We start from the raw sequence: 19093 nt of genomic DNA, 5'->3' as shown, positions 1-19093 counted from the left end.
ATCAGCACCTCACCGACCGCAGCGTGGATCGCCTGGGTGAGCCAGGGCGGGGCCGGGGTGCCGTCACTCCGGTTGCTTGCCGTGGCCGTCGTCGGGTGCTGACCGCAGGGCGTCCGCGATCTCTTCCTCCGGACGTGGAGCGACAGTCTGGTCGTCCTCGATCTCGGGCACTTCCTGCTCATCGGGGCCGGAAGGTCGCTCTTGTGCAAAGTTCTCGTGATCGGGAGTCATCGTGAATCCTTTGGTCGGCAACAACCACAGCCTAAGTGTTGGCGACGCTGCGCGGGTGAGCCTCTCCGAGCAGCTTTCTTGTGGAGTACGGCTGCTGGCGACCTCCTTGGGCGACGCAGCGGCCGTCCGCTATCGGGAATGCGGGGAGAGCCCCCACGGTTCCTTGCATGACACGCGTGTCCCACGTCACGCGAGACTGGAGATCGAGGATGTCCCACGAGTCGGACCCGCTGCTCGATCATCCGCCCCTCAGCACGCCCTTTGGTTCGGAACCGGAAGTCCGGGCCGTCCCCAAGGCCGACGGTAGGGCGCCGCTGGTCTTGGTGCTCGGTGCGTCTGGGTACATCGGAGGACGGCTCGTGCCTCGCCTCCTTCAAGGCGGATACCGGGTACGCACCCTCTCCCGCTCCGCTGCCCGCATCGGCGCGATGCCGTGGGGGGACGACGTCGAAGTGGTCGAGGGCGACGCCGCCGACGCCGAAGCCATGGATCGCGCGATGGTCGATGTCGACACCGTGTATGTCCTGGTCCATTCGATGTCGAGTGGCAAGGACTACGGACGCCTGGACCGCGCGATCGCGATCAATGTGGCGTTGCACGGTGCCGCGCACAAGGTTGCTCGGTTCATCTACCTGAGCGGGCTGCACCCGGACGACGTCGAGCTGTCGCCACACCTCGCCTCTCGCAAGGAGGTGGGCGACATACTCCTCGCATCAGCGGTCCCCACCGTGGTGCTGGAGGCGGGGGTGGTGATCGGCGCAGGCTCCGCGTCGTTCGAGATGATCCGTCACCTCACGGAGGTGCTCCCCTACATGCCCGCGCCGCGATGGGTGCGAAACTCTATCCAACCCATCGCTGTCAGGGATGTGCTCTACTACTTGCTCGCAGCCGCTCGCGTCGACGAAAGCACCAACGGGACCTTCGACATCGGCGGTCCGGACGTCATGCTGTACTCGGAAATGATGAACGGCTACGCCGCCGAGGCAGGGCTGCCGCAGCGGCACATCGCGGCGCTGCCCGTGCTCACCCCTGGCCTCGCATCGCATTGGGTCGGTCTTGTCACCCCCGTTCCGCGCCAGATCGCCCGGCCTCTGGTGGAGTCACTGCTGCACTCGTGTGTGGTCGAGGACGACGCCATCGACGACCTGATCCCGCCGCCCCCGGAGGGGCTCACGGGCTACCGCGAAGCAGTGCGCTGGGCGCTCGGCCGCATGGAACTCGATCAGGTCGAAACCAGTTGGGTGGACGCGCGAGTGACTGGCGCCCCGAGCGATCCCATGCCCAGCGACCCCGACTGGACCGGGCGCACCGTGTTCGAGGACTCGCGACGCAAGGAATCGAGCGCGGATCCGGCAGCGGTCTGGAAGGTCATCTCGCAAGTGGGCGGTGCTACCGGTTGGTACTCCGCCTCCGTGCTGTGGGCCACGCGGGGTCTCATCGACCGGTTGTCTGGCGGCGTGGGTCAGCGCCGCGGGCGCCGCGGCTTCGGGAACGTCAAGGTGGGAGACGCGATCGACGTCTGGCGCGTGGAGCGCGTCGACCCTGGCCGGTTGTTGCGCCTGCGCGCGGAGATGCGCGTCCCAGGCGCTGCGTGGCTCGAGCTCGGAGTGAACCCCACCGACGAGGGCTCCGAGTACTGGCAGCGCGCCGTCTTCTTCCCCCGGGGACTGACGGGTCGCCTGTACTGGCTGTCGATGCTGCCGTTCCATGGGCTGATCTTCAGCGGGATGGTGAATCGCATCGTCGCGATCGCAGAAGACGAGGCCGACGACGAGGCGGCCGCAGCGGCCATGTAGGTCATCAGGAAGCAGGCTGACCGGAGGTGCGCCGACGACACCGGGTTTCACCGTCTCAGAATTGAGCGGAGCGACGCGACGGTGTCCTGCGGGGCGGCACCGCCTTGGCGGCAACGATGTCCCCTACCGCGATGCGTTCGACGCCACGAACGCCCTCGACGACCACCGTGTGGTCGTCGACGCTGAGCAGCTCTCCTAGCGCATCGGTGGCTTGTCCCGTCGAAATCAAGTAGCGAACCACTACACGTGCGCCGGGCGCAGGCAGAGCGATCTGGCCCTTTTCCTTTCTCGGCTCGGTCATGACCTCATCTTCGCAGCAGCGGCCGCGGGCAACGCACGAGCCCGCGTCCCCGGCACACGCGTCTAGGCTTTCGTCGTGATCGGAATCAACTGGGGGACGCTGGCCGCGGGCGTCAGTTCCCACGGATACGGCAGGGCCGAGCGGGCGTGGCCCCTAGACGAGGGTCGAAGGCAATGAGCGTGGTGCTCGACGGGCTGCGGCGTTGGCCTGACGTCGAAGCGCCCGGCCTCGTCGCCGTCGATGCCGCAGACCGCTTGATTCTGGATGAGTCCGCCGCGCTGCGCGCTGACGCCGATGCGAGTTCGATCGTCGTGATTGGCGACGCCTACGGCGCGCTGACCCTCGGCGCGGCACACGCGGGTGCGAGCGGCATCCGGGCACATTTCGACGCGCTGAACGGCGAGCGCGCCCTCGCCGCCAACGCCGAACGCGCCGGTCTTGAAGAGAGCTACCGCACGTACACGCTGGACGCGGACCTCGTGCGCGGCGCACAAGTAGTCCTGCTGCGACTACCGCGGTCCCTCGACGCGCTCCGAGACGTCGCCGGACTCGTTGCCGCGCATGCCGATCCAGACGTGGTCGTGGTCGCAGGCGGCCGGCTCAAGCACATGTCGCTGTCGATGAACGAGGTGCTGAGTGAGTTCTTCGGGCGGTTGGACGTGACCCACGCGCGACAGAAGTCCCGGGTGCTCGTGGCGCGTGAGCCGCACGATGGTCGCGACCCAGAGCCGGCGGCAGCGCACATCGAGGGTCTCGAGGTCAGGGCCTTCGGGGGCGCGTTCGCGGGAGCGCGTCTGGACATCGGCACTCGGTTGCTGCTGGAGAGCCTCCCCGCCGCACTGATGGGTGGGACAGCAGATGACCCGTTCATTGACCTCGCGTGCGGGACGGGAGTCGTGGGGGCATGGCTCGCAACGCGGCATCCTCATGCTCACGTCTACGCGTGCGACCAGTCGGCCGTCGCGGTCAGATCTGCACGCGCCACGATGCTCGCCAACGGCATCGACGATCGAGTGGACGTAGTCCGCGACGACGGGCTCTCCGCGAGGAACTCCGCCAGCGCGTCTCTGATCGCGTTGAACCCGCCGTTTCACTCAGGCGCGGCCGTCACCGATGTGCTCGCGCCCCGACTGTTCGCCGATGCGGCCCGGGTCTTGCGCCCCGGAGGACAGCTGTGGTGCGTGTGGAACTCGGCGCTGAAGTACCGACCGCTGCTGGAAGACGCGGTGGGGCCTACCCAGCAAGTCGCACGCAACGCCAAGTTCACTGTCACGGTCTCGACGCGTCGCTGAGCAAGAACGGCCCACACAAGCCCCGAAATCCCGCCTGATCTCCACGCCACCCGTGATGGCGCACGTGCCATGTCGAGTTCGGCAGATGCCCCCACCGCCCCATGTCGACAAAAAAGAGCCGCCCACCCGGGTTCCCCCAGGTAGACGGCTCCTATTTGTCGGGCTGACAGGATTTGAACCTGCGACCCCTTGACCCCCAGTCAAGTGCGCTACCAAGCTGCGCCACAGCCCGTGACAGCCTGATAATCGTACCGGATGCCTGACGGTGGTCTGCACCAGGTCTGATCCCGCCGCGCCATGCGCGCGTGGAGCGACACCCGGCCCCCGCATCGGCGCTCCTGAGGCGCCGCTAGCCGAAGTAGCGGCCCGGCCGGTGGTTGATCGCGAGCACCAGGTTCAGCAGCACGGCGCCCAGAATCGAGAACAGCAGGATGAGTGGCTCGACCAGTGCCAGCGACGCTCCGACCACCACGATGTCCAGCGCGCCCTGCACGTAGCCCGCGCGGACGCCGTGCCGCTCCTGCATGTACGCCGCGAGAATTCCGAAGCCTCCCGCCGAGGCGCCGTGACGGAAGATCATGATCATCCCCACACCGATGGCCAGACCCGCGAAGATCGCCGCATACAGCGGCGCCACCTCGCTCACGTCCAGGTACCGCGCGTGCACCCACGTGAACGCCGAGACCAGAGTCACTGTGAGCAGCGTCTTCACGGTGAAGGTCCAGCCCATCCGGCGCACCGCGAGCCAGTAGAACGGCAGGTTCACCAGGAAGAACAGCACTCCGAACGGCACACCCGTCCAGTAGCCGCCGAGGATCGCGACTCCTGCGAGTCCCCCGGACACTCCCCCGATCTGCTCGAGCAGGAACAGCCCGAAGGACATCAGGAAGGCTCCGCTGGGAAGCGCCAGCACGTCCTCCCACAGCGCGTGCCGCTCTGCGATGGGCGGGTCGACCACTGACATGCGCGCCCTCAGATCCTGTCTCGAGCGCGCGCCTCGGCCGCCGCGGCGACGATCAGCTGACGATCGCCGTCATCGGGCAGTCCGCCCACCGACCGCTGCTCGGCGCGCTCGGACGCGGTGCGCAGGGTCGCGGCCTGCCCCGGGTCCGAGATCGCGATGAGGTCGCCCAGCACACCCTGCACTCTGAGGCCCACCTCGACCAGCCCCGCGCCGTCGCGCGCCAGCGGCCGCACCGCGTCCTCGATGAGGTCCTCGAGGCTCACGGTCGGCACACGCAGGCTCGGGTACTTCACCTCCCTGTCGGGCTCCGTGGTCAGCAGGTCGGTCATGACTCGTTGGATCGCGTTGAGCGCCTCGACAGCCGTGCCGGGATCGTTCGTCGACGGAGACAGCGCGCGACTGCCGATCTCCGACAGCGCGACGAGGCCGAGCCGCGGGTCCTGCTCGAACGTCCGGTGCTTCTCGACGCGGAAGGCCTCACGCACTGCCGCCACCGTGTCGTCGTCGGCGAAGCCGTCCACACAGGCCAACGGCGTCCCCAGGCCCACGGCCACGCCGGGCAACGCGACGACGTGCACCGTGACTCCCGCGCGCTCCGCGGCCGCCGCCAGTGCGGACACCGCGATCCCGGTGACGCACCCGGGTCCTTGCGCCCTGATCGCACGTGCGCTCGCCGGCACATCCGTCGCCGGAGCACCGCCGAGGGTCGGAGCGGCCGCGTACGCGCACACGGTGCCACGAGCGGACCTCTCGACACGGTCCAGCACATCCGCCATGCGGCCGAAGTTCTGGAGGTGATGGATCCACCGCACCAAGGTGGCCACGACGATCGCGATGACCACGAGCGTGCCGAGGAACAGCAGCGTGCGGCCCTTCTCGCCGTAGTAGCTCGTGGACAGCGCGACGATGCCCACGATCGAGTACACGAACGACCCCAAGAAGCTCGCGAGTGCGTTCTGAGAGGTGTTGTCGGCGAGCAGCAGCTGGGTCGCGCGCGGGGTCGTCTGTGCCGCCGCGCTCGAATAGGCGGAGATCATCACCGTGAGCGAGAAGGTGGTCACCGCGAGCATCGACGATGCGAGGATCTGCAGGATGGTCGCGACGGAGTCCTGGCCGAACTCCAGGGCCCAGGCATCCGGCAGCGCGGGCCCGGCGAACCGGCCCAGCAGGGACACCATCAAGGCCAGCGCTGTGAACAGCATGAGCCTGAACCAGATCCGTTGAGCGAGGCGTGCGAAGAACGTGCGCCATCCGCTGGTCTGCATAGGCCCTCCTCCCCCTGTCTTCTCCCGATACTGCCGTGTGCGGGCGACCTGCGCCCGCATCGGCGCGCTCTACGCGCCGATGAGCCCGGCGGCCAGCAGTCCGGACGCGACTCCCCACGCAATGATGGAGAGCACCTGCCACCAGGCCACCGCCGTGCGGGATGCGCCGAACCCCACCATCGCGCCCGACGTGATCTGGCTGGGCAGCACAGTCTGGCCGAGCAGGGACACGCCCGGCACGCCGTAGCGGTCGAACATGGTGCGCAGCCGCGCGCGCCGCGGACTCAGCTGCTCGTCGCCCACCGTGCGGCGCCGCACCGCATGGGCGCCGAACACGACCGCGAGCATCGAGACGACATTGCCCACGACTGCGGCCGCGATGGCGATCGCGGGGTGCAGGCCCATCAGCACGCCCACGATCGAGCCACCGTAGGACTCGACGAACGGGATCGCGGAGATCAACGCGATGGCGAACCACTGCGCCCACGCGGGAAACGACGTGGCGAAATCCTGCAGGCCTTCGAGCATGGCGGGGTCTCCTGGCACGTCCGGGGAAAAGGCCCCTCAGGCTAGCCGATGCGCGAGCCCGTTCAGTGCGACCGGCACCTCAGTCCTTGAGCAGCGGCGCCCCGAGCCAGCCCTCCGGGATCCCCATCCCCTCGACCAGCGGCAACGCGTGCGGGCGCAGTTCGCGGCACAGGTCGTTGATCTGCGCACCGATGGCCTTGGACCTGCCCGCACTGATGCGGTTGTGCTCCATGAACCATGCGCGGTCGTCGTGGATGGATTGCAGCGCGAACAGGCTGCACAGGCGTTCGAGCACCTCGCGGGTCTCCCCTGGCTCGACGGCCTCGAGTCCGTCGATGAACGCGGACAGGATCCATTCGTCCATGTATGCCCGCGCCACGAACTGCACGTGATCGCCGAGCGCGTTGAACGCCTCGAATTCGTCGCCCTTGCCCTTGGCCGCCGCGCGCATGCGCATCGCCAGCGACTCGAGGGAGTGACGCGTGCGCTGCTCGAACATGAGAGCGTGCCAGCGGCGATCCACCAGGGTGGTCTCCTCGGGCCTGCGGCGGACGGCGTCCGCGAGCCTGCCCAGCACGATGCTCGCGGATGTCGCCTCAAGCACGGACTCTCCCGCCACGCGCGCCGTGGCCTGCACCACGCCGCTGCGGTCGAGCGCTCCCCATTCCTTGCGGTAGTCCGTCAGCAGCGCCTTGGTGACGAGCTGCATGAGCACGGTGTTGTCGCCCTCGAAGGTCGCGAAGATGTCCACGTCCCTGCGCATCTCCACCAGTTGGTTCTCGCTCATGTAGCCGGCGCCGCCGCAGGCCTCACGTGCCTCTTGGATGCTGTCGTTGGCGAACCATGTCTGCACCGCCTTCAGGCCCGCGGCATGCGTCTCGAGACTGCGCTGGTCCTCCTCGGTGGACTCGTCCCCGCCCTGGACATGGACGAGCGCCGCGATGAGCTCGTTCTGCGCGAACCCCAGCGCGTAGGAGCGCGCGATGCGCGGCATCAGGCGCTTCTGATGCACCAGGTAGTCAAGGAGCAGCACGCCGTCGGGTCGGCCAGCGGCCGGGAACTGCCGGCGCCGCAGCGCATGCCTCGTCGCGATCGACAGACCGCGCCGTGCGGCGATGCCTCCGCCCCCTCCCACGCACACACGACCCCGCACCAAGGTGCCGAGCATCGTGAAGAAGCGGCGATTCTGGTTCTGGATCGACGACACGTAGGTGCCGGACTCGTCCACGCCTCCGTAGCGGTCCAGCAGCATGCGTCGTGGCACTCGCACGTGGTCGAACCTGATGGTGCCGTTGTCGACTCCCAGCAGGCCGCCCTTGTGGCCGTGGTCGCCGGTGGTGACTCCCGGCAGGTCGTCGCCGTTGTCGTCGCGCAGCGGGACCAACGCCACGTGGACGCCGTGAGACTCGTCGCCCACGATGAGCTGCCCGAACACGGCCGCCATGGTGCCGTCCTTGGCGGCATTGCCGATGTAGGCCTTAGTCGAGCCCGGCGTGGGCGAGCGCACCTCGAACTCTCCGGTCTCGGGAACGTACGTGATCGTGGTCTCGAGACTCGCCACGTCGCTGCCGTGCCCCAACTCCGTCATGGCGAAGCCGCCCAGCAGCTTCATGGAGGTGATGTCCGGAAGGAAGGTCTCGTGGTGCCATGCGGTGCCGAGGTTGGTCACGGCGCCGCCGAACAGGCCGAACTGCACGCCGGACTTGATCGTGACGGACAGGTCGCCGTGCGAGAGCATCTCGAACGTCAGCACCGCCTGGCGCGGGTCGGAGCCCGCATCGGCGGTGGTGGGCACCCCCACGCTCCCGAAGCCGTGGGCGTTCAGCGCGAGCAGGCGGTTCAGCGTCCACTCTCGGGACGCCTCCACGTCGAGCTCCGGTTCACGCAACAGGTCGTCGACGGGGAAGGTGGCACGCATCATCGCGCGGTCCTCGGCGAAGTCGCCGTCGAGCGCGGTGCGCAGCTGCGCGCCCAGAGTGGTGAGGCGCTCAGAGTCGAGCGCCGCCGCCTGTGTGGGGCGCTCAGGGTGGGTCAACGTCATTGTCGGTCCTCCATGGGGGTGGCGGTCAGCGCGGACGCGCCGACCCGTGCGGATGCGAAGAAGTCGGAGATGTGAGCCACCACGTGCTCGCGGGGAGGGCGCGGGTCGGACGCCATCCAGTGGTCTGCGACGGCCTTGATGAACCCCACGAGGCCATGTCCCCAGGTGGGGGCGCTCGAGCCATCCATGCCCCGCGCCGTCAGGTTGGCCGAGATGGCCGCCGAGATCTCCTCGCCGATGAGACCGGGCAGGCCGCGCACCGGATCGGCGACCGCATCGGCGGCCGGAGCGGGCGGTGCCATGACGAACCGGTAGATCTCGGGATCGCGCTCGACGAGTTCGAGATACGCGTCCGCGAGATCGGCGGTGAGCCGGCCCAGGTCGGTCGGGTCGGACAGCCGGAAGGCCGCGGACAGACCCTCGTGGATGTACGAGTGCACCTGCTCGACGATCGCGTCGTACAGGCCCGCTCGGTCACCGAAGTGCCGGTAGATGACGGTCTTGGAGGTTCCCGCCCGCTGGGCGATGGCGTCCATGCCCACCGAGGCGCCGTGCACGCGGATGGCGCGCAGGGCGTCGGAGACGAGCTCCTTGCGCCGCGTTGCGCGATGTTCCTCCCAGCGGGAGTCCCTGCCGTCGATGGCCATGCCCCACACCGTACCCGATACTGGGGGTATCTGCTACTGTCGGTACCGGCTAGTTGCTGCCGAGGTATGAACCTTTCCAATGATGGAGGACGCATGACCCACAACGCCGTGGTCGTCGGGGGCAATCGCACCCCATTCGCGAAGGCGGGCGGACCGTTCGCCCAGGCCTCGAACCATGATCTCTTGACCGCCGCCCTCGATGGCCTGGTCGCACGCTACGGGCTCGCGGGCTCGCGCATCGGCGAGGTCGCCGCGGGGGCGGTGCTCAAGCACCCCAAGGATTTCAACCTGACCCGCGAGGCCGTGCTCAGCTCGGCGCTCGCGCCGGACACTCCCGCGTGCGACCTGCAGCAGGCGTGCGGCACCGGTCTCGAGACCACGGTCTACATCGCGAACAAGATCGCGCTGGGACAGATCGACTCAGGGATCTCTGGCGGTACGGACTCGACCTCCGATGCCCCCATCACCGTCTCGGACCCGCTGCGGCGAGCACTGCTCGCCGCGAACGCGGCGAAGACGGCCCCGCAGCGGCTCAAGGCCCTGTCGCGCATCCGCCCCGCGCACCTCAAGCCCCAGGCGCCCAGCGTCACCGAGCCCCGCACCGGCCTGTCGATGGGAGAGCATCAGGCGCTCACCACCGAGCGGTGGGGCATCACCCGCGAGAACCAGGACGAGATCGCCGCCGCCTCGCACCACAAGCTGGCGGCCGCATGGGACGCGGGGTTCTTCGACGACCTCGTGACGCCGTACCTGGGCGTCGCTAAGGACGCGATCCTGCGGGCCGACACCTCGGTCGAGAAGCTCGCGAAGCTCCGGCCCGTGTTCGGCGGGCCCGGCGGAACCATGACGGCCGGCAACTCGACGGCGCTGTCCGACGGCGCCGCGACCGCACTGCTCGCGAGTGAGGAGTGGGCGCGTCAGCATCACCTCCCGGTGCTCGCCAAGGTCGTTGACGCCGAGGTCGCCGCCGTCAACCATCCGGGCGGAGACGACCTGCTGCTCGGCCCCGTGGCGGCCGCCGGGCGCATGCTTGAGCGACGCGGGCTCACGCTCGACGACTTCGCCCTCATCGAGATCCACGAGGCCTTCGCCTCGACCGTGCTCACCACGCTCGAGGCATGGAAGTCCGAGGACTACTGCCGCTCGGTCGGCCTCGACGGGGCACTCGGCACCATCGACCTCGGCAAGCTCAACGTCACGGGCTCGTCGCTCGCCACCGGTCACCCGTTCGCCGCGACCGGAGCGCGGATCGTTCCCACCCTGGCGAAGCTCCTCCACGAGCGCGGACCCGGCTCCAAGGGGCTGATATCCATGTGTGCCGCCGGCGGTCAAGGCGTCGTCGCGATCCTGGAGGCAGTGTGATGGGCGCTCTCGAGAAGGCCTTCTACTCCCCCGCCGGCAAGGCGCTGTCCGCCAAGGCGGGACTCAAGGAGCCACCGCGGCTGCGGCGCGGGCGCGCGTGGCCCCAGGGTCCGATCGTGCTCGCGTCCCTCGGCGGCGGCACCATCGCGGCCGACGCGCTGAGTCTGCTCGGCCGCGCGACCGAGGCCCCCGTGTTCGACGACCAGCCCGACACGCCGGCCGGGTACGGCTCGCGCATCGGAGCCCTCGTCGTGGATGCCACCGCGTTGACCACCATTGCCGGCCTCGAGGACCTCCGTGCCGTGCTCCGCCCCGCCGTGCGCGCCATCGAACCCTCCGGGCGCATCGTCATTCTCGCTCGCGCCGAGGGCGACGGCTGGGAGGCGAAGGCCGTCACCCGCGCGCTCGACGGCATCAACCGCACCGTGGGCAAGGAGCTCCGCAAGGGCGCCACCGCGACCCTCCTGTACGTCGACGCCGGCGCCACGTCGGGTGACCTGGTGTCGACCCTCGGATTCGTGCTGCAGGGCCGCTCCGCCTTCGTGGACGGCCAGGCGTGGCGAGTCGGCAGCGCCGACCAGCCCGCCGGTTCGCTCGATGAGCGTCCGCTCGACGGTCGCACCATCGTGGTCACCGGCGCTGCTCGCGGCATCGGCGCGGCGATCGCCCGCACCCTCGCCCGCGATGGCGCCAGGATCGTCGCAGTGGACATCCCGCCCGCCGGCGAGTCGCTCGCGGCCGTCGCGAACGAGGTGGGCGGCACCGCGGTGCAGCTCGACATCACGGCGGCCGATGCGGGCGCCACCATTGCGGCGCACGTCGCCACTCGCGGTGAGCGCCTCTACGGCATCGTGCACAACGCCGGCATCACCCGCGACAAGATGCTGGTGAACACCGACGCCAAGCGCTGGGGCTCGGTGCTGGACGTCAACCTCGCCGCGCAGATCCGCATGAACGAGGTGCTGCTCGACCCCGCGACCGAGGGCGGGCTGATGGACGGCGGACGAATCGTCGGCATCGCCTCGACGTCGGGGCTCGCAGGCAACAAGGGCCAGACCAACTACGCCGCCTCGAAGGCCGGCGTGGCCGGACTCGTCGCGGCCATGGCGCCGGATCTGGCGCCGCGATCCATCACCGCCAACGCCGTGGCGCCGGGTTTCATCGAGACCGACATGACGGCACGCATCCCGTTCGTGCAGCGCGAGATCTTCCGCCGCTCCAACTCGCTGAGCCAGGGCGGGCAGCCCGAGGACGTGGCCGAGGCCATCGGCTACCTGCTCGACCCCCGCTCGCAGGGCGTCTCCGGGCAGGTGGTGCGCGTGTGCGGGCAGAACCTGGTGGGCGCCTGATGTCGGACGCAAGGAGCGACCGCACCGTGGAACACCTGGACTCCCCGCCCGGGATGGCGGGCGCCTTCGCCCGCGCGCTGGTCCCCAACCGCAGCGGTCAGGCCCGCATCCCCCACCGCGCGGTGACGCTCCACGGACAGCGGCAGAGCCTCGCCCGTCTTGCCCAGTACTCGCGAGTGTGCGGCTTCACGCTGCGCGACAGCGTGCCGGCGACCTGGATCCACGTGCTCACGTTCCCGCTGCACGTGCACCTGCTGAGCGACGCCGAGTCGTCGGTGAGGCTCGTGGGTGCCGTCCACGTCTCCAACCAGATGACCATGCACCGCGCCGTCGGCATGGACGAGGTCCTGGACCTCACCGTTCACCTCGAGGGGCTGCGTCCTCACCAGCGCGGCGCCCTGGTGGACCTCGTGGGCCAGGCGCACGTGGGCGACGAACTTGTGTGGCGGGGCGTCAGCACCTATCTGTCGACCAGCGTCTCTGTGCCTGGCGATCCGGTTCAGCGACAGCGCACCCCGTTCGAACCCGCCGCCCCCCATGGCCTCTGGCGCCTGCCCGCGGACCTCGGACGGCGCTACCGGAGCGTCTCGAAGGACCCCAATCCCATCCACACGAGTCGGCTCGGCGCGCGGGCCTTCGGGTTCCCCCGGCCCATCATCCACGGCATGTGGACCCATGCTCGGGCGCTCGCCGCACTCGGCGGTCAGCTCCCTGCCTCCTACACCGCACGCGTGGACTTCGTGAAGCCGATCATGCTGCCCGGCACCGTGGGCTTCCGGTCCGTCAGCACCGAGCGGGGCGTCGACTGCGCGGTGACGTCGCGCGACGGCAGCAAGCCGATGCTGCTGATGTCGGTGACGGACGGCGCGACGTGAACCTCTGGCTGAGGCTGCTGCGCGTGCGACTCGGGGCGTCCCGCGGACCACGCATCGGCCTCTGGGACACCGCGGTGACGACCTTTCGCGTGACGCCCACGGATCTCGACACCGTCGGTCACATGAACAACGGCCGCTATCTGACCCTGCTCGACCTGGGGCGCCTGGATCTCATGGTCCGTTCTGGGTTCTGGCAGCGCTGCCGTGATCGCGGATGGTTTCCCATCGTCGCGGGCCAGTCCATCACCTACTTCAAGGACCTCACCCTCGGCCAGTCGTTCGAGATCCACACCCGAGTGGCGGGCGTGGACGACCGCTGGGCGTACCTCGAGCAGTCCTTCATGCGCGGAGAGGTCGAGCACGCCCGCGCACTGATTCGCGCCTGCTACGTGGAACGCGGCCGCGGGCGCGTATCCTCGGCCGAACTCGAAGAAGAACTCGGCGGCTTCCCTTCCCACCTGAGCGTTCCCGATTGGGTACGATCCTGGACACACAACTCGGCGGCACGGAGCGCCTGAACTGTCCTCCCGTCAACTGCGGTCCCCCGACCCATCAGCATCAATGGAGATGAATGATGAACCACATCACCCTTCCCAGCCACGACCCCATCGGCGACGCCGAACGGCCCTGGTTCGCCTTCTACCCCGAGAGCGTGTCCCGCGTCATCGATGCTCCCGTCGAACGCTCCCTGGGCGAGATGGCCGCCCACGCGGCGCAGCGCTACGGCGACCGCACCGCGTTCTCGAATCTCGGCGGATCGGTCAGCTTCAGCGAGGTCGACGACATCGCCACCCGCATCGCCTCGTACCTGCAGAACGAGCTCGGCCTCAACAAGGGCGACCGCATCGTGCTGCAGATGCCCAACCTCATGCAGTACCCGGTGGCGCTGTACGGCGCCCTGCGCGCGGGACTGGTCGTCGTCAACGCGAACCCGCTCTACACGGCGAATGAGCTGTCCGCGGTCGTGAAGGACGCCGAGCCCCGCGCGATCATCGTGCTCGCCAACTTCGCGGACAAGCTCGAGAAGGTGCTGGCCAAGGGCACGACGATCGAGCACGTCATCGTCACTCAGGCCGGGGACATGCTCCACCAGCCCAAGCGCTCGATCGTGAACCTGGTCGCCAAGCGCGTCAAGAAGATGGTGCCCGAGTACTCGTTGCCGGGTGCGATCGACTTCCGCGCCCTCCTCACGGGCGACCCGGTCGAGTTCACGGATCCGGGCGTGGACCACGCCGACGTGGCGTTCCTCCAGTACACGGGTGGCACCACGGGCGGGACCAAGGCCGCGGTCCTGACGCACTGGAACCTGCTGGCCAATCAGGAGCAGTTCATCGGCCAGATCCGGGTGGTGCTCGAGGAAGGCAACACCTCCGTGATCGCCGCGCTGCCGCTTTATCACGTATTCGCGCTGACCGTGAACTGCATCGGATTCTTCCGGTTCGGCGGGCACAACGTGCTCATCACCAACCCGCGCGACACGGCCGCGTTCATCAAGACCCTGGACGCGGAGAAGCCCGATTGCCTGGTCCTGGTCAGCACGCTCGCCGGCGCGCTCATGGAGCGCCCGGAGTTCGCGAAGCTCGACCTGTCCAACGTCAAGGTCTCCGTGGCGGGCGGCATGGCGCTGCGCAGCGCCGTGGGCAAGCGCTGGCGCGAGCTCACGGACTCGGAGATCATCGAGGGCTACGGGCTCACCGAGGCCTCCCCCGTGGTGAGCGTCAACCCCACTCACCTGCCGCCCCGCGTGGGCACCATCGGCGTGCCGCTGCCCTCGACCGACGTGAAGATCCTCGCCGAGGACGGTTCCGAAGTTGCTCTCGGGGAGCCCGGCGAGCTCGCCGTCAAGGGCCCGCAGGTCATGCAGGGCTACTGGCGTCAGCCCGAGGCCTCCGCCGAGGTCCTCACCGACGACGGGTGGCTGCTCACGGGCGACATCGCGACCATGGACGACGACGGCTACCTCAGCATCGTCGACCGCAAGAAGGAGATCATCGTGGTCTCGGGGTTCAACGTGTACCCCGGCGACCTGGAGGACGCCGCCATGCAGCACCCCAAGGTGCTCGAGGCCGGCGCGATTCCCATCGAGGACGAGCGCGCGGGCGAGGTTCCGAAGCTGTTCGTCGTGCGTCGCGACGAGTCCCTCACCGAGGCGGAGCTGATGGCCTTCCTCAAGGACGAGCTCACGGGGTACAAGCGACCTCGTGCGATCGAGTTCCTCGACGAGCTGCCCAAGACGAACGTCGGCAAGGTGCTTCGTCGCGGACTCAGGGAGATCGAGGCGGCGAAGTCGAAGTAGCGCGGACCGCGCGCCCCAGGCCCGCGTCCCGCATGGCGCCGGTTGCCGTCATCACGGCATCGGCGCCTGCGGCGCGGTAGTCCTCGTAGTCCCCTGCGACGAGCACGCCGCCCACGCCGATGACGGCCCACTCGGTGCGCGTTCGCTCCCGGTGGCGCGCGAGCCGGCGCGTCATGTCGAGCCCCGCCCATCGGATGGCGGCGCCGCACACCCCCGCGGTGTCGCGACCGGGGCCGGGCAGCGCGGGGCGCCCCTCGGCATCGACCAGGCGGGCGGGAAGCGTGTTGACGGCCGCGATGGCGTCCACGACCGGCGCGATTGCGCGGACGAGCGCTGCGAGGGCGTCGTCGTCGCGGAAGTACGCGATCTTGACAGCAAGCGGCACATCGCCGATGCGCTCCCTCACCGCGCGGACGACCTTCGCCACGAGCGGCGTGTCGAAGCACAGCAGCGCGCCCGTGCCCTCGTTGGGGCAGCTCAGGTTGAGCTCGATCGCGCCCACGCCCGTCTCCGCGACGAGTCCCGCGGCCCGCGCGTAGTCGGCGACGAGGTGGTCGTCGCCGCCGTCGCGGGTGCCCTGACACGAGCCCACGAGCAGCTGTCCATCCCCCGCCGCAACCGCCGCCGCCGCCATGTCCGGCTGCCACTCGTCCGGATCGCGCGAGGGCACCCCGTAGGAGTTGGAGATGCTGGTCGCGGACGCCAGATCGTGGTCCGCCACCAGCGTCGTGCCCGGCTCCGCCGCGAGGTCGCCGTCCACGCGCACCGCGAGGGTGTTGGGGAACACATGGGCCGGCATGGCGCGGGATCGCACGGTCTTGTAGGCGCTGACGTCGAAGCCGTGGCGGAAGGCGGCGGCGCAGTGCCGGGACGTGGGCAGGGGCCCGGCCGCGATGCCGAAGGGACGGTGCACCGGGTGACCCAGGAACATCTCGCCAGGCGTGGCAGGGGTCTCTGGCGTCGCCCGTCCTTCCGCGAAGGCCCCGAAGGGACCGTCCTCCACGTTGGACGCGTAGCTCCGCGCGGGATCGAACCACCAGTCCATGGCAGCGACGCTACCCCGGCGCCGGGCCGCTCCCCCGTGACCTCGGACCCGGGGGGCCGCGAGCGGGACCCGACCCGCGCATCGGCCGCCTGCCGTGCTCCGCTCACACGGCGACCGCCGGGCCGGACCAGCTGAGCACCAAGGCCCCCGTCAGGCGGACGCGGCCCGCCGTGCTCTCCGTTCATCCGGCCGCCTTGTCACGAGAACGGCCGCGACTAGCGAGAAGCCGCGTCCGCAGCCGCCCACGGCACCGCGCGGCCCTCGGCCACCGAGGCGCGCGCATCGAGCACGCGCTGGTTCGCGGAGCCGCGGAAGGACAGTGACAGGTCGCGCCGAGCGTGATCGTATGGACCGTCCACGAGCACGTCCACGTGCGCGAGCAGTTCGCGCTTGTCGGGACTGTCGGCCAGCAGCTGCTCGATCGTGTAACCGGACCAGGCCCACACGTCCTTGGACGGGAGCTCGGTGCGCATGCGGCCCACCACCGCCAGGCACACCGCAGTGTTGAGGAACGGCTCGCCGCCGAGGAGGGAGATCCCCTGAACGGCGGGATGAGCGAGATCGGCGAGGATGCGGTCCTCGAGCGAACGCGAATACGGCTCGCCGCGGCGGAAGCTCCACGCCGCCTCGTTGAAGCAGCCGTCGCACTTGAAGAGGCATCCGGCCACGTACAGGCTGCACCGCACCCCCTCGCCGTCCACGAACTGGAACGGCTTGTAGTCGGCCACGTAGTCGTGGCTCACCTTGGAGGCGACCCACGTGCGCGGGATCGGTGCGCGGTGCATGCGGCTCAGCCCTCGGGCGCCGTCGCGGACTCGGGACCGACAGTGCGCTCGGGGCTGACCATCCGATCCACCAGCGCCGGCGCCACCCGCGTGTCGCCCGGCAGGTGCTTCACGCGCGCCGCGATCTCCTCGTGCCTGCCGTGCACCATCGGCCGCTGCTGGGGGTTGCCCAGATAGCCGCACGTGCGCTTGACGACGTCGCACAGGCGGGGATCGTCATTGCCGCAGGACGGGCACTCGAATCCGGTCGCCGTGGGCTCGAAGTCGCCCGCGTAACCGCACTCGTAGCAGCGGTCGATCGGCGTGTTCGTCCCCAGATAGCCGATGCGGTCGTAGGCGTAGTCCCACACGGCCTCCAGCGCGCGCGGGTTCTGCTGGAGCACGGGGTACTCGCAATAGTGAATGAACCCGCCCGACGTGAGCGGCGCGTACTCGGCCTCGAAGTCCAGCTTCTGGAACGGGGTGGGGCTCTTGCGCACGTCGTAGTGGAACGAGTTGGTGTAGTAGTCCTTGTCGGTGATGTCCTGCACGGACCCGAACCGCTCCTTGTCGAGCCGGCAGAACCGGTCCGTGAGGCTCTCGGACGGCGTCGAGTACACGCTCACGTGGTATCCGGACTCGGCCTTCCACGCCGCGGCCCGCTCCCCGAGCCGGCGCAGCACCGCGAGCGTGAGCTGCTTGGCCTCGGGGTCTGCCTCCCACTGCCCGCCGTAGAACGCCGTCGCCACCTCGTACAGCCCGATGTACCCGAGCGACACCGTCGCGCGACCGTCGCGGAACAGCGAATCCACCTCGTCGTCGGCGCCCAGCCGCTTGCCGAAGGCGCCGTGCACGTACAGGATCGGCGCGTTGCCGGGCACGGCCTCCTTGCACCGCGCGATGCGATACATCAGCGCGTCGCCCACGGTCTCGAGGCGCTCGTCGAGCAGGCGCCAGAACTTGTCCTGATCGCCCTCCGACTCGAGCGCGATGCGCGGCAGGTTCAGCGTGACCACGCCGAGGTTCATGCGCCCGTCCACCGTGTCGTTGCCGTCCTCGTCGGTCCACCCCTGCAGGAACGACCGGCACCCCATGGGCGCCTTGAACGAGCCCGTGAGCTCCACGATCTTGTCGTAGCTCAGCATGTCGGGGTACATCCGCTTGGTGGCGCACTCCACCGCCAGCTGCTTGATGTCGTAATTGCGGTCCCCCTCCGCCAGGTTCAGGCCGCGCTTGACGGTGAACAGCAGCTTGGGGAAGATCGCGGTGCGCTGCTCGCGGCCCAGGCCCCGGATCCGGATCTCGAGGATCGCCCGCTGGATCTCGCGCTCGTGCCAGCCGGTGCCCAGGCCGAACCCCACGGACGTGAACGGTGTCTGGCCGTTGGACGTGAAGAGCGTGTTGATCTCGTACTCGAGGCTCTGCATCGCGTCGTAGATGTCCTTGCGCGTCTTCTCCTGCGCGTACTCGTCGCGTGCCTGCGGGTCCGCGATCCACCGCTGCGCATCGGCGTCGTGCTTGGCGCGGTTCAGCGCGGCGTAGGGCGCCAGCAGCTCGTCGATCCTGTCCACCGTGCACCCGCCGTACTGGCTGGAGGACACGTTCGCGATGATCTGCGAGATCTGCGCCGTCGCGGTCTGGATCGAGCGAGGCGGGTCGACCTGCGCGTTGCCGATCCGGAAGCCGGTGGACAGCATGCCGTGGAAGTCGATCAGGCAGCAGTTGGTCATCGGCGAATACGGGTGGTAATCGAGGTCGTGGTAGTGGATGTCGCCCTTCTGGTGGGCATTCGCCACGTGCGGCGGGAGCATGCGCAGCCCCACGGCCTTGCCGACCATCCCGGCGGTGAGGTCGCGCTGCGTGTTGTAGACGTCGGCGTCCTTGTTCGCGTTCTCGTGCACCACCGACGACTCCTTGCCCAGCAGGCGGCCGATCGAGTGGTTGAGATCCGTCGACTCCGACCGCGCCAGGTCCCTCTCCACCCGGTAGTCGATGTAGGCGCGGGCGACGGCCCGCTCGCCCGCATCGAGCAGCTCGTGCTCGACGACGGCCTGGATCTCATAGATCTTGACGCGCGGATCGTGGCGGCGCGCGAGCTCCGCGACGATGCGGCCCACGAGAGAGTCGATGGCGCGCTCGTGCCCCGGCGTCACATCGCCGTGCACGGCCGCGAAGGCCTTGGTCAGCGCGACGCCGATGCGGCGCTCGTCGAAGGGCAGCGTGCGCCCGTCGCGCTTGACGACCTCGAGTGTGGGCGTGGCGGCCTCCGTCTGTGCCGCGGTGGCGACCATCCGGTCGTTCTCGATGATGCTCATGTGGGTCTCCATCATGTGTCCG

17 protein-coding genes and 1 tRNA gene are annotated in these 19093 nt (G+C 69.2%); 7 read left to right on the top strand and 11 right to left on the bottom strand.

Features of this window, described 5'->3' with window-relative positions:
* Positions 1-63: 63 nt before the first annotated feature.
* Positions 64-231, bottom strand: coding sequence for a hypothetical protein (locus ACNI14_RS08710; protein ID WP_420519605.1), 168 nt, complete (start codon positions 229-231; stop codon positions 64-66).
* 209 nt (positions 232-440) lie between these two features.
* Here ACNI14_RS08710 and ACNI14_RS08705 point away from each other — a divergent pair, with 209 nt between their 5' ends.
* Positions 441-2027 (top strand): SDR family oxidoreductase, encoded by a 1587-nt coding sequence (locus ACNI14_RS08705; RefSeq protein ID WP_420519855.1) that lies wholly within the window; start codon positions 441-443, stop codon positions 2025-2027.
* A 55-nt stretch (positions 2028-2082) separates the two neighbouring features.
* Here the strand turns inward: ACNI14_RS08705 and ACNI14_RS08700 are convergent, their stop codons facing one another.
* Positions 2083-2328: a putative acetyltransferase gene (locus tag ACNI14_RS08700; RefSeq protein ID WP_420519604.1), complete on the bottom strand. Its 246-nt coding sequence runs from the start codon at positions 2326-2328 to the stop codon at positions 2083-2085.
* A gap of 173 nt (positions 2329-2501) precedes the next feature.
* Here ACNI14_RS08700 and ACNI14_RS08695 point away from each other — a divergent pair, with 173 nt between their 5' ends.
* Positions 2502-3620: a class I SAM-dependent methyltransferase gene (locus tag ACNI14_RS08695; protein WP_420519602.1), complete on the top strand. Its 1119-nt coding sequence runs from the start codon at positions 2502-2504 to the stop codon at positions 3618-3620.
* A 158-nt stretch (positions 3621-3778) separates the two neighbouring features.
* Here ACNI14_RS08695 and ACNI14_RS08690 read toward each other — a convergent pair.
* The 6 genes from ACNI14_RS08690 to ACNI14_RS08665 all read right to left on the bottom strand — a co-directional run bounded on the left by ACNI14_RS08690 (position 3779) and on the right by ACNI14_RS08665 (position 9065).
* Positions 3779-3852, bottom strand: a tRNA-Pro gene (locus ACNI14_RS08690).
* Positions 3853-3969: 117 nt separating this feature from the next.
* Positions 3970-4584 carry a YitT family protein gene (locus tag ACNI14_RS08685; RefSeq protein WP_420519601.1) on the bottom strand — a complete coding sequence of 205 codons (615 nt, stop codon included), beginning with the start codon at positions 4582-4584 and terminating at the stop codon, positions 3970-3972.
* 8 nt (positions 4585-4592) lie between these two features.
* Positions 4593-5849 (bottom strand): DUF2254 domain-containing protein, encoded by a 1257-nt coding sequence (locus tag ACNI14_RS08680; RefSeq protein WP_420519600.1) that lies wholly within the window; start codon positions 5847-5849, stop codon positions 4593-4595.
* Between the two features lie 69 nt (positions 5850-5918).
* Positions 5919-6377 carry a hypothetical protein gene (locus ACNI14_RS08675; protein ID WP_420519599.1) on the bottom strand — a complete coding sequence of 153 codons (459 nt, stop codon included), beginning with the start codon at positions 6375-6377 and terminating at the stop codon, positions 5919-5921.
* A 79-nt stretch (positions 6378-6456) separates the two neighbouring features.
* Complete coding sequence (locus ACNI14_RS08670; RefSeq protein ID WP_420519598.1) at positions 6457-8418, bottom strand: acyl-CoA dehydrogenase family protein; 1962 nt, start codon at positions 8416-8418, stop codon at positions 6457-6459.
* The gene (locus ACNI14_RS08665; protein WP_420519597.1) at positions 8415-9065 is read right to left on the bottom strand and encodes a TetR family transcriptional regulator; all 651 of its coding nucleotides are present in this window, start codon (positions 9063-9065) and stop codon (positions 8415-8417) included. The genes ACNI14_RS08670 and ACNI14_RS08665 overlap by 4 nt, the downstream gene beginning before the upstream one ends.
* Before the next feature lie 93 nt (positions 9066-9158).
* Between ACNI14_RS08665 and ACNI14_RS08660 the strand changes: the two genes are divergently transcribed.
* Genes ACNI14_RS08660 through ACNI14_RS08640 form a run of 5 tightly spaced genes read left to right on the top strand, consistent with a single transcriptional unit; the run spans position 9159 to position 14947 of the window.
* Positions 9159-10427 (top strand): acetyl-CoA C-acetyltransferase, encoded by a 1269-nt coding sequence (locus ACNI14_RS08660; RefSeq protein ID WP_420519596.1) that lies wholly within the window; start codon positions 9159-9161, stop codon positions 10425-10427.
* Positions 10427-11776 carry a 3-oxoacyl-ACP reductase gene (locus ACNI14_RS08655; RefSeq protein WP_420519595.1) on the top strand — a complete coding sequence of 450 codons (1350 nt, stop codon included), beginning with the start codon at positions 10427-10429 and terminating at the stop codon, positions 11774-11776. Before ACNI14_RS08660 ends, ACNI14_RS08655 begins: the two co-directional genes overlap by 1 nt.
* A 26-nt stretch (positions 11777-11802) precedes the next feature.
* A complete protein-coding gene (locus tag ACNI14_RS08650; RefSeq protein WP_420519594.1) occupies positions 11803-12651 on the top strand; it encodes a MaoC family dehydratase in 849 nt (282 codons plus the stop codon).
* Entirely contained in the window at positions 12648-13169 is a 522-nt protein-coding gene (locus ACNI14_RS08645) for an acyl-CoA thioesterase (protein ID WP_420519593.1), read from the top strand. The genes ACNI14_RS08650 and ACNI14_RS08645 overlap by 4 nt, the downstream gene beginning before the upstream one ends.
* Positions 13170-13222: 53 nt before the next feature.
* Positions 13223-14947: an AMP-binding protein gene (locus tag ACNI14_RS08640; protein ID WP_420519592.1), complete on the top strand. Its 1725-nt coding sequence runs from the start codon at positions 13223-13225 to the stop codon at positions 14945-14947.
* On the opposite strand, the gene ACNI14_RS08635 is transcribed toward ACNI14_RS08640, so the two are convergent.
* From ACNI14_RS08635 to nrdD, 3 genes are all read right to left on the bottom strand, one after another.
* The gene (locus ACNI14_RS08635; protein ID WP_420519591.1) at positions 14916-15992 is read right to left on the bottom strand and encodes a tRNA-dihydrouridine synthase; all 1077 of its coding nucleotides are present in this window, start codon (positions 15990-15992) and stop codon (positions 14916-14918) included. The genes ACNI14_RS08640 and ACNI14_RS08635 overlap by 32 nt on opposite strands.
* A 215-nt stretch (positions 15993-16207) precedes the next feature.
* Positions 16208-16777 carry an anaerobic ribonucleoside-triphosphate reductase activating protein gene (gene nrdG, locus ACNI14_RS08630; protein ID WP_420519590.1) on the bottom strand — a complete coding sequence of 190 codons (570 nt, stop codon included), beginning with the start codon at positions 16775-16777 and terminating at the stop codon, positions 16208-16210.
* A 5-nt stretch (positions 16778-16782) separates the two neighbouring features.
* On the bottom strand, positions 16783-19071 hold the full coding sequence (gene nrdD, locus ACNI14_RS08625; RefSeq protein ID WP_420519589.1) for an anaerobic ribonucleoside-triphosphate reductase: 2289 nt from the start codon (positions 19069-19071) through the stop codon (positions 16783-16785).
* Between the last annotated feature and the right edge of the window lie 22 nt (positions 19072-19093).

The sequence above is a fragment of the Demequina pilifera genome, from assembly GCF_048814985.1.
Classification (GTDB): Bacteria; Actinomycetota; Actinomycetes; order Actinomycetales; family Demequinaceae; genus Demequina.
Note: the sequence above shows the minus strand (reverse complement) of the source record. Positions and strands in the feature narration are given on the sequence as shown.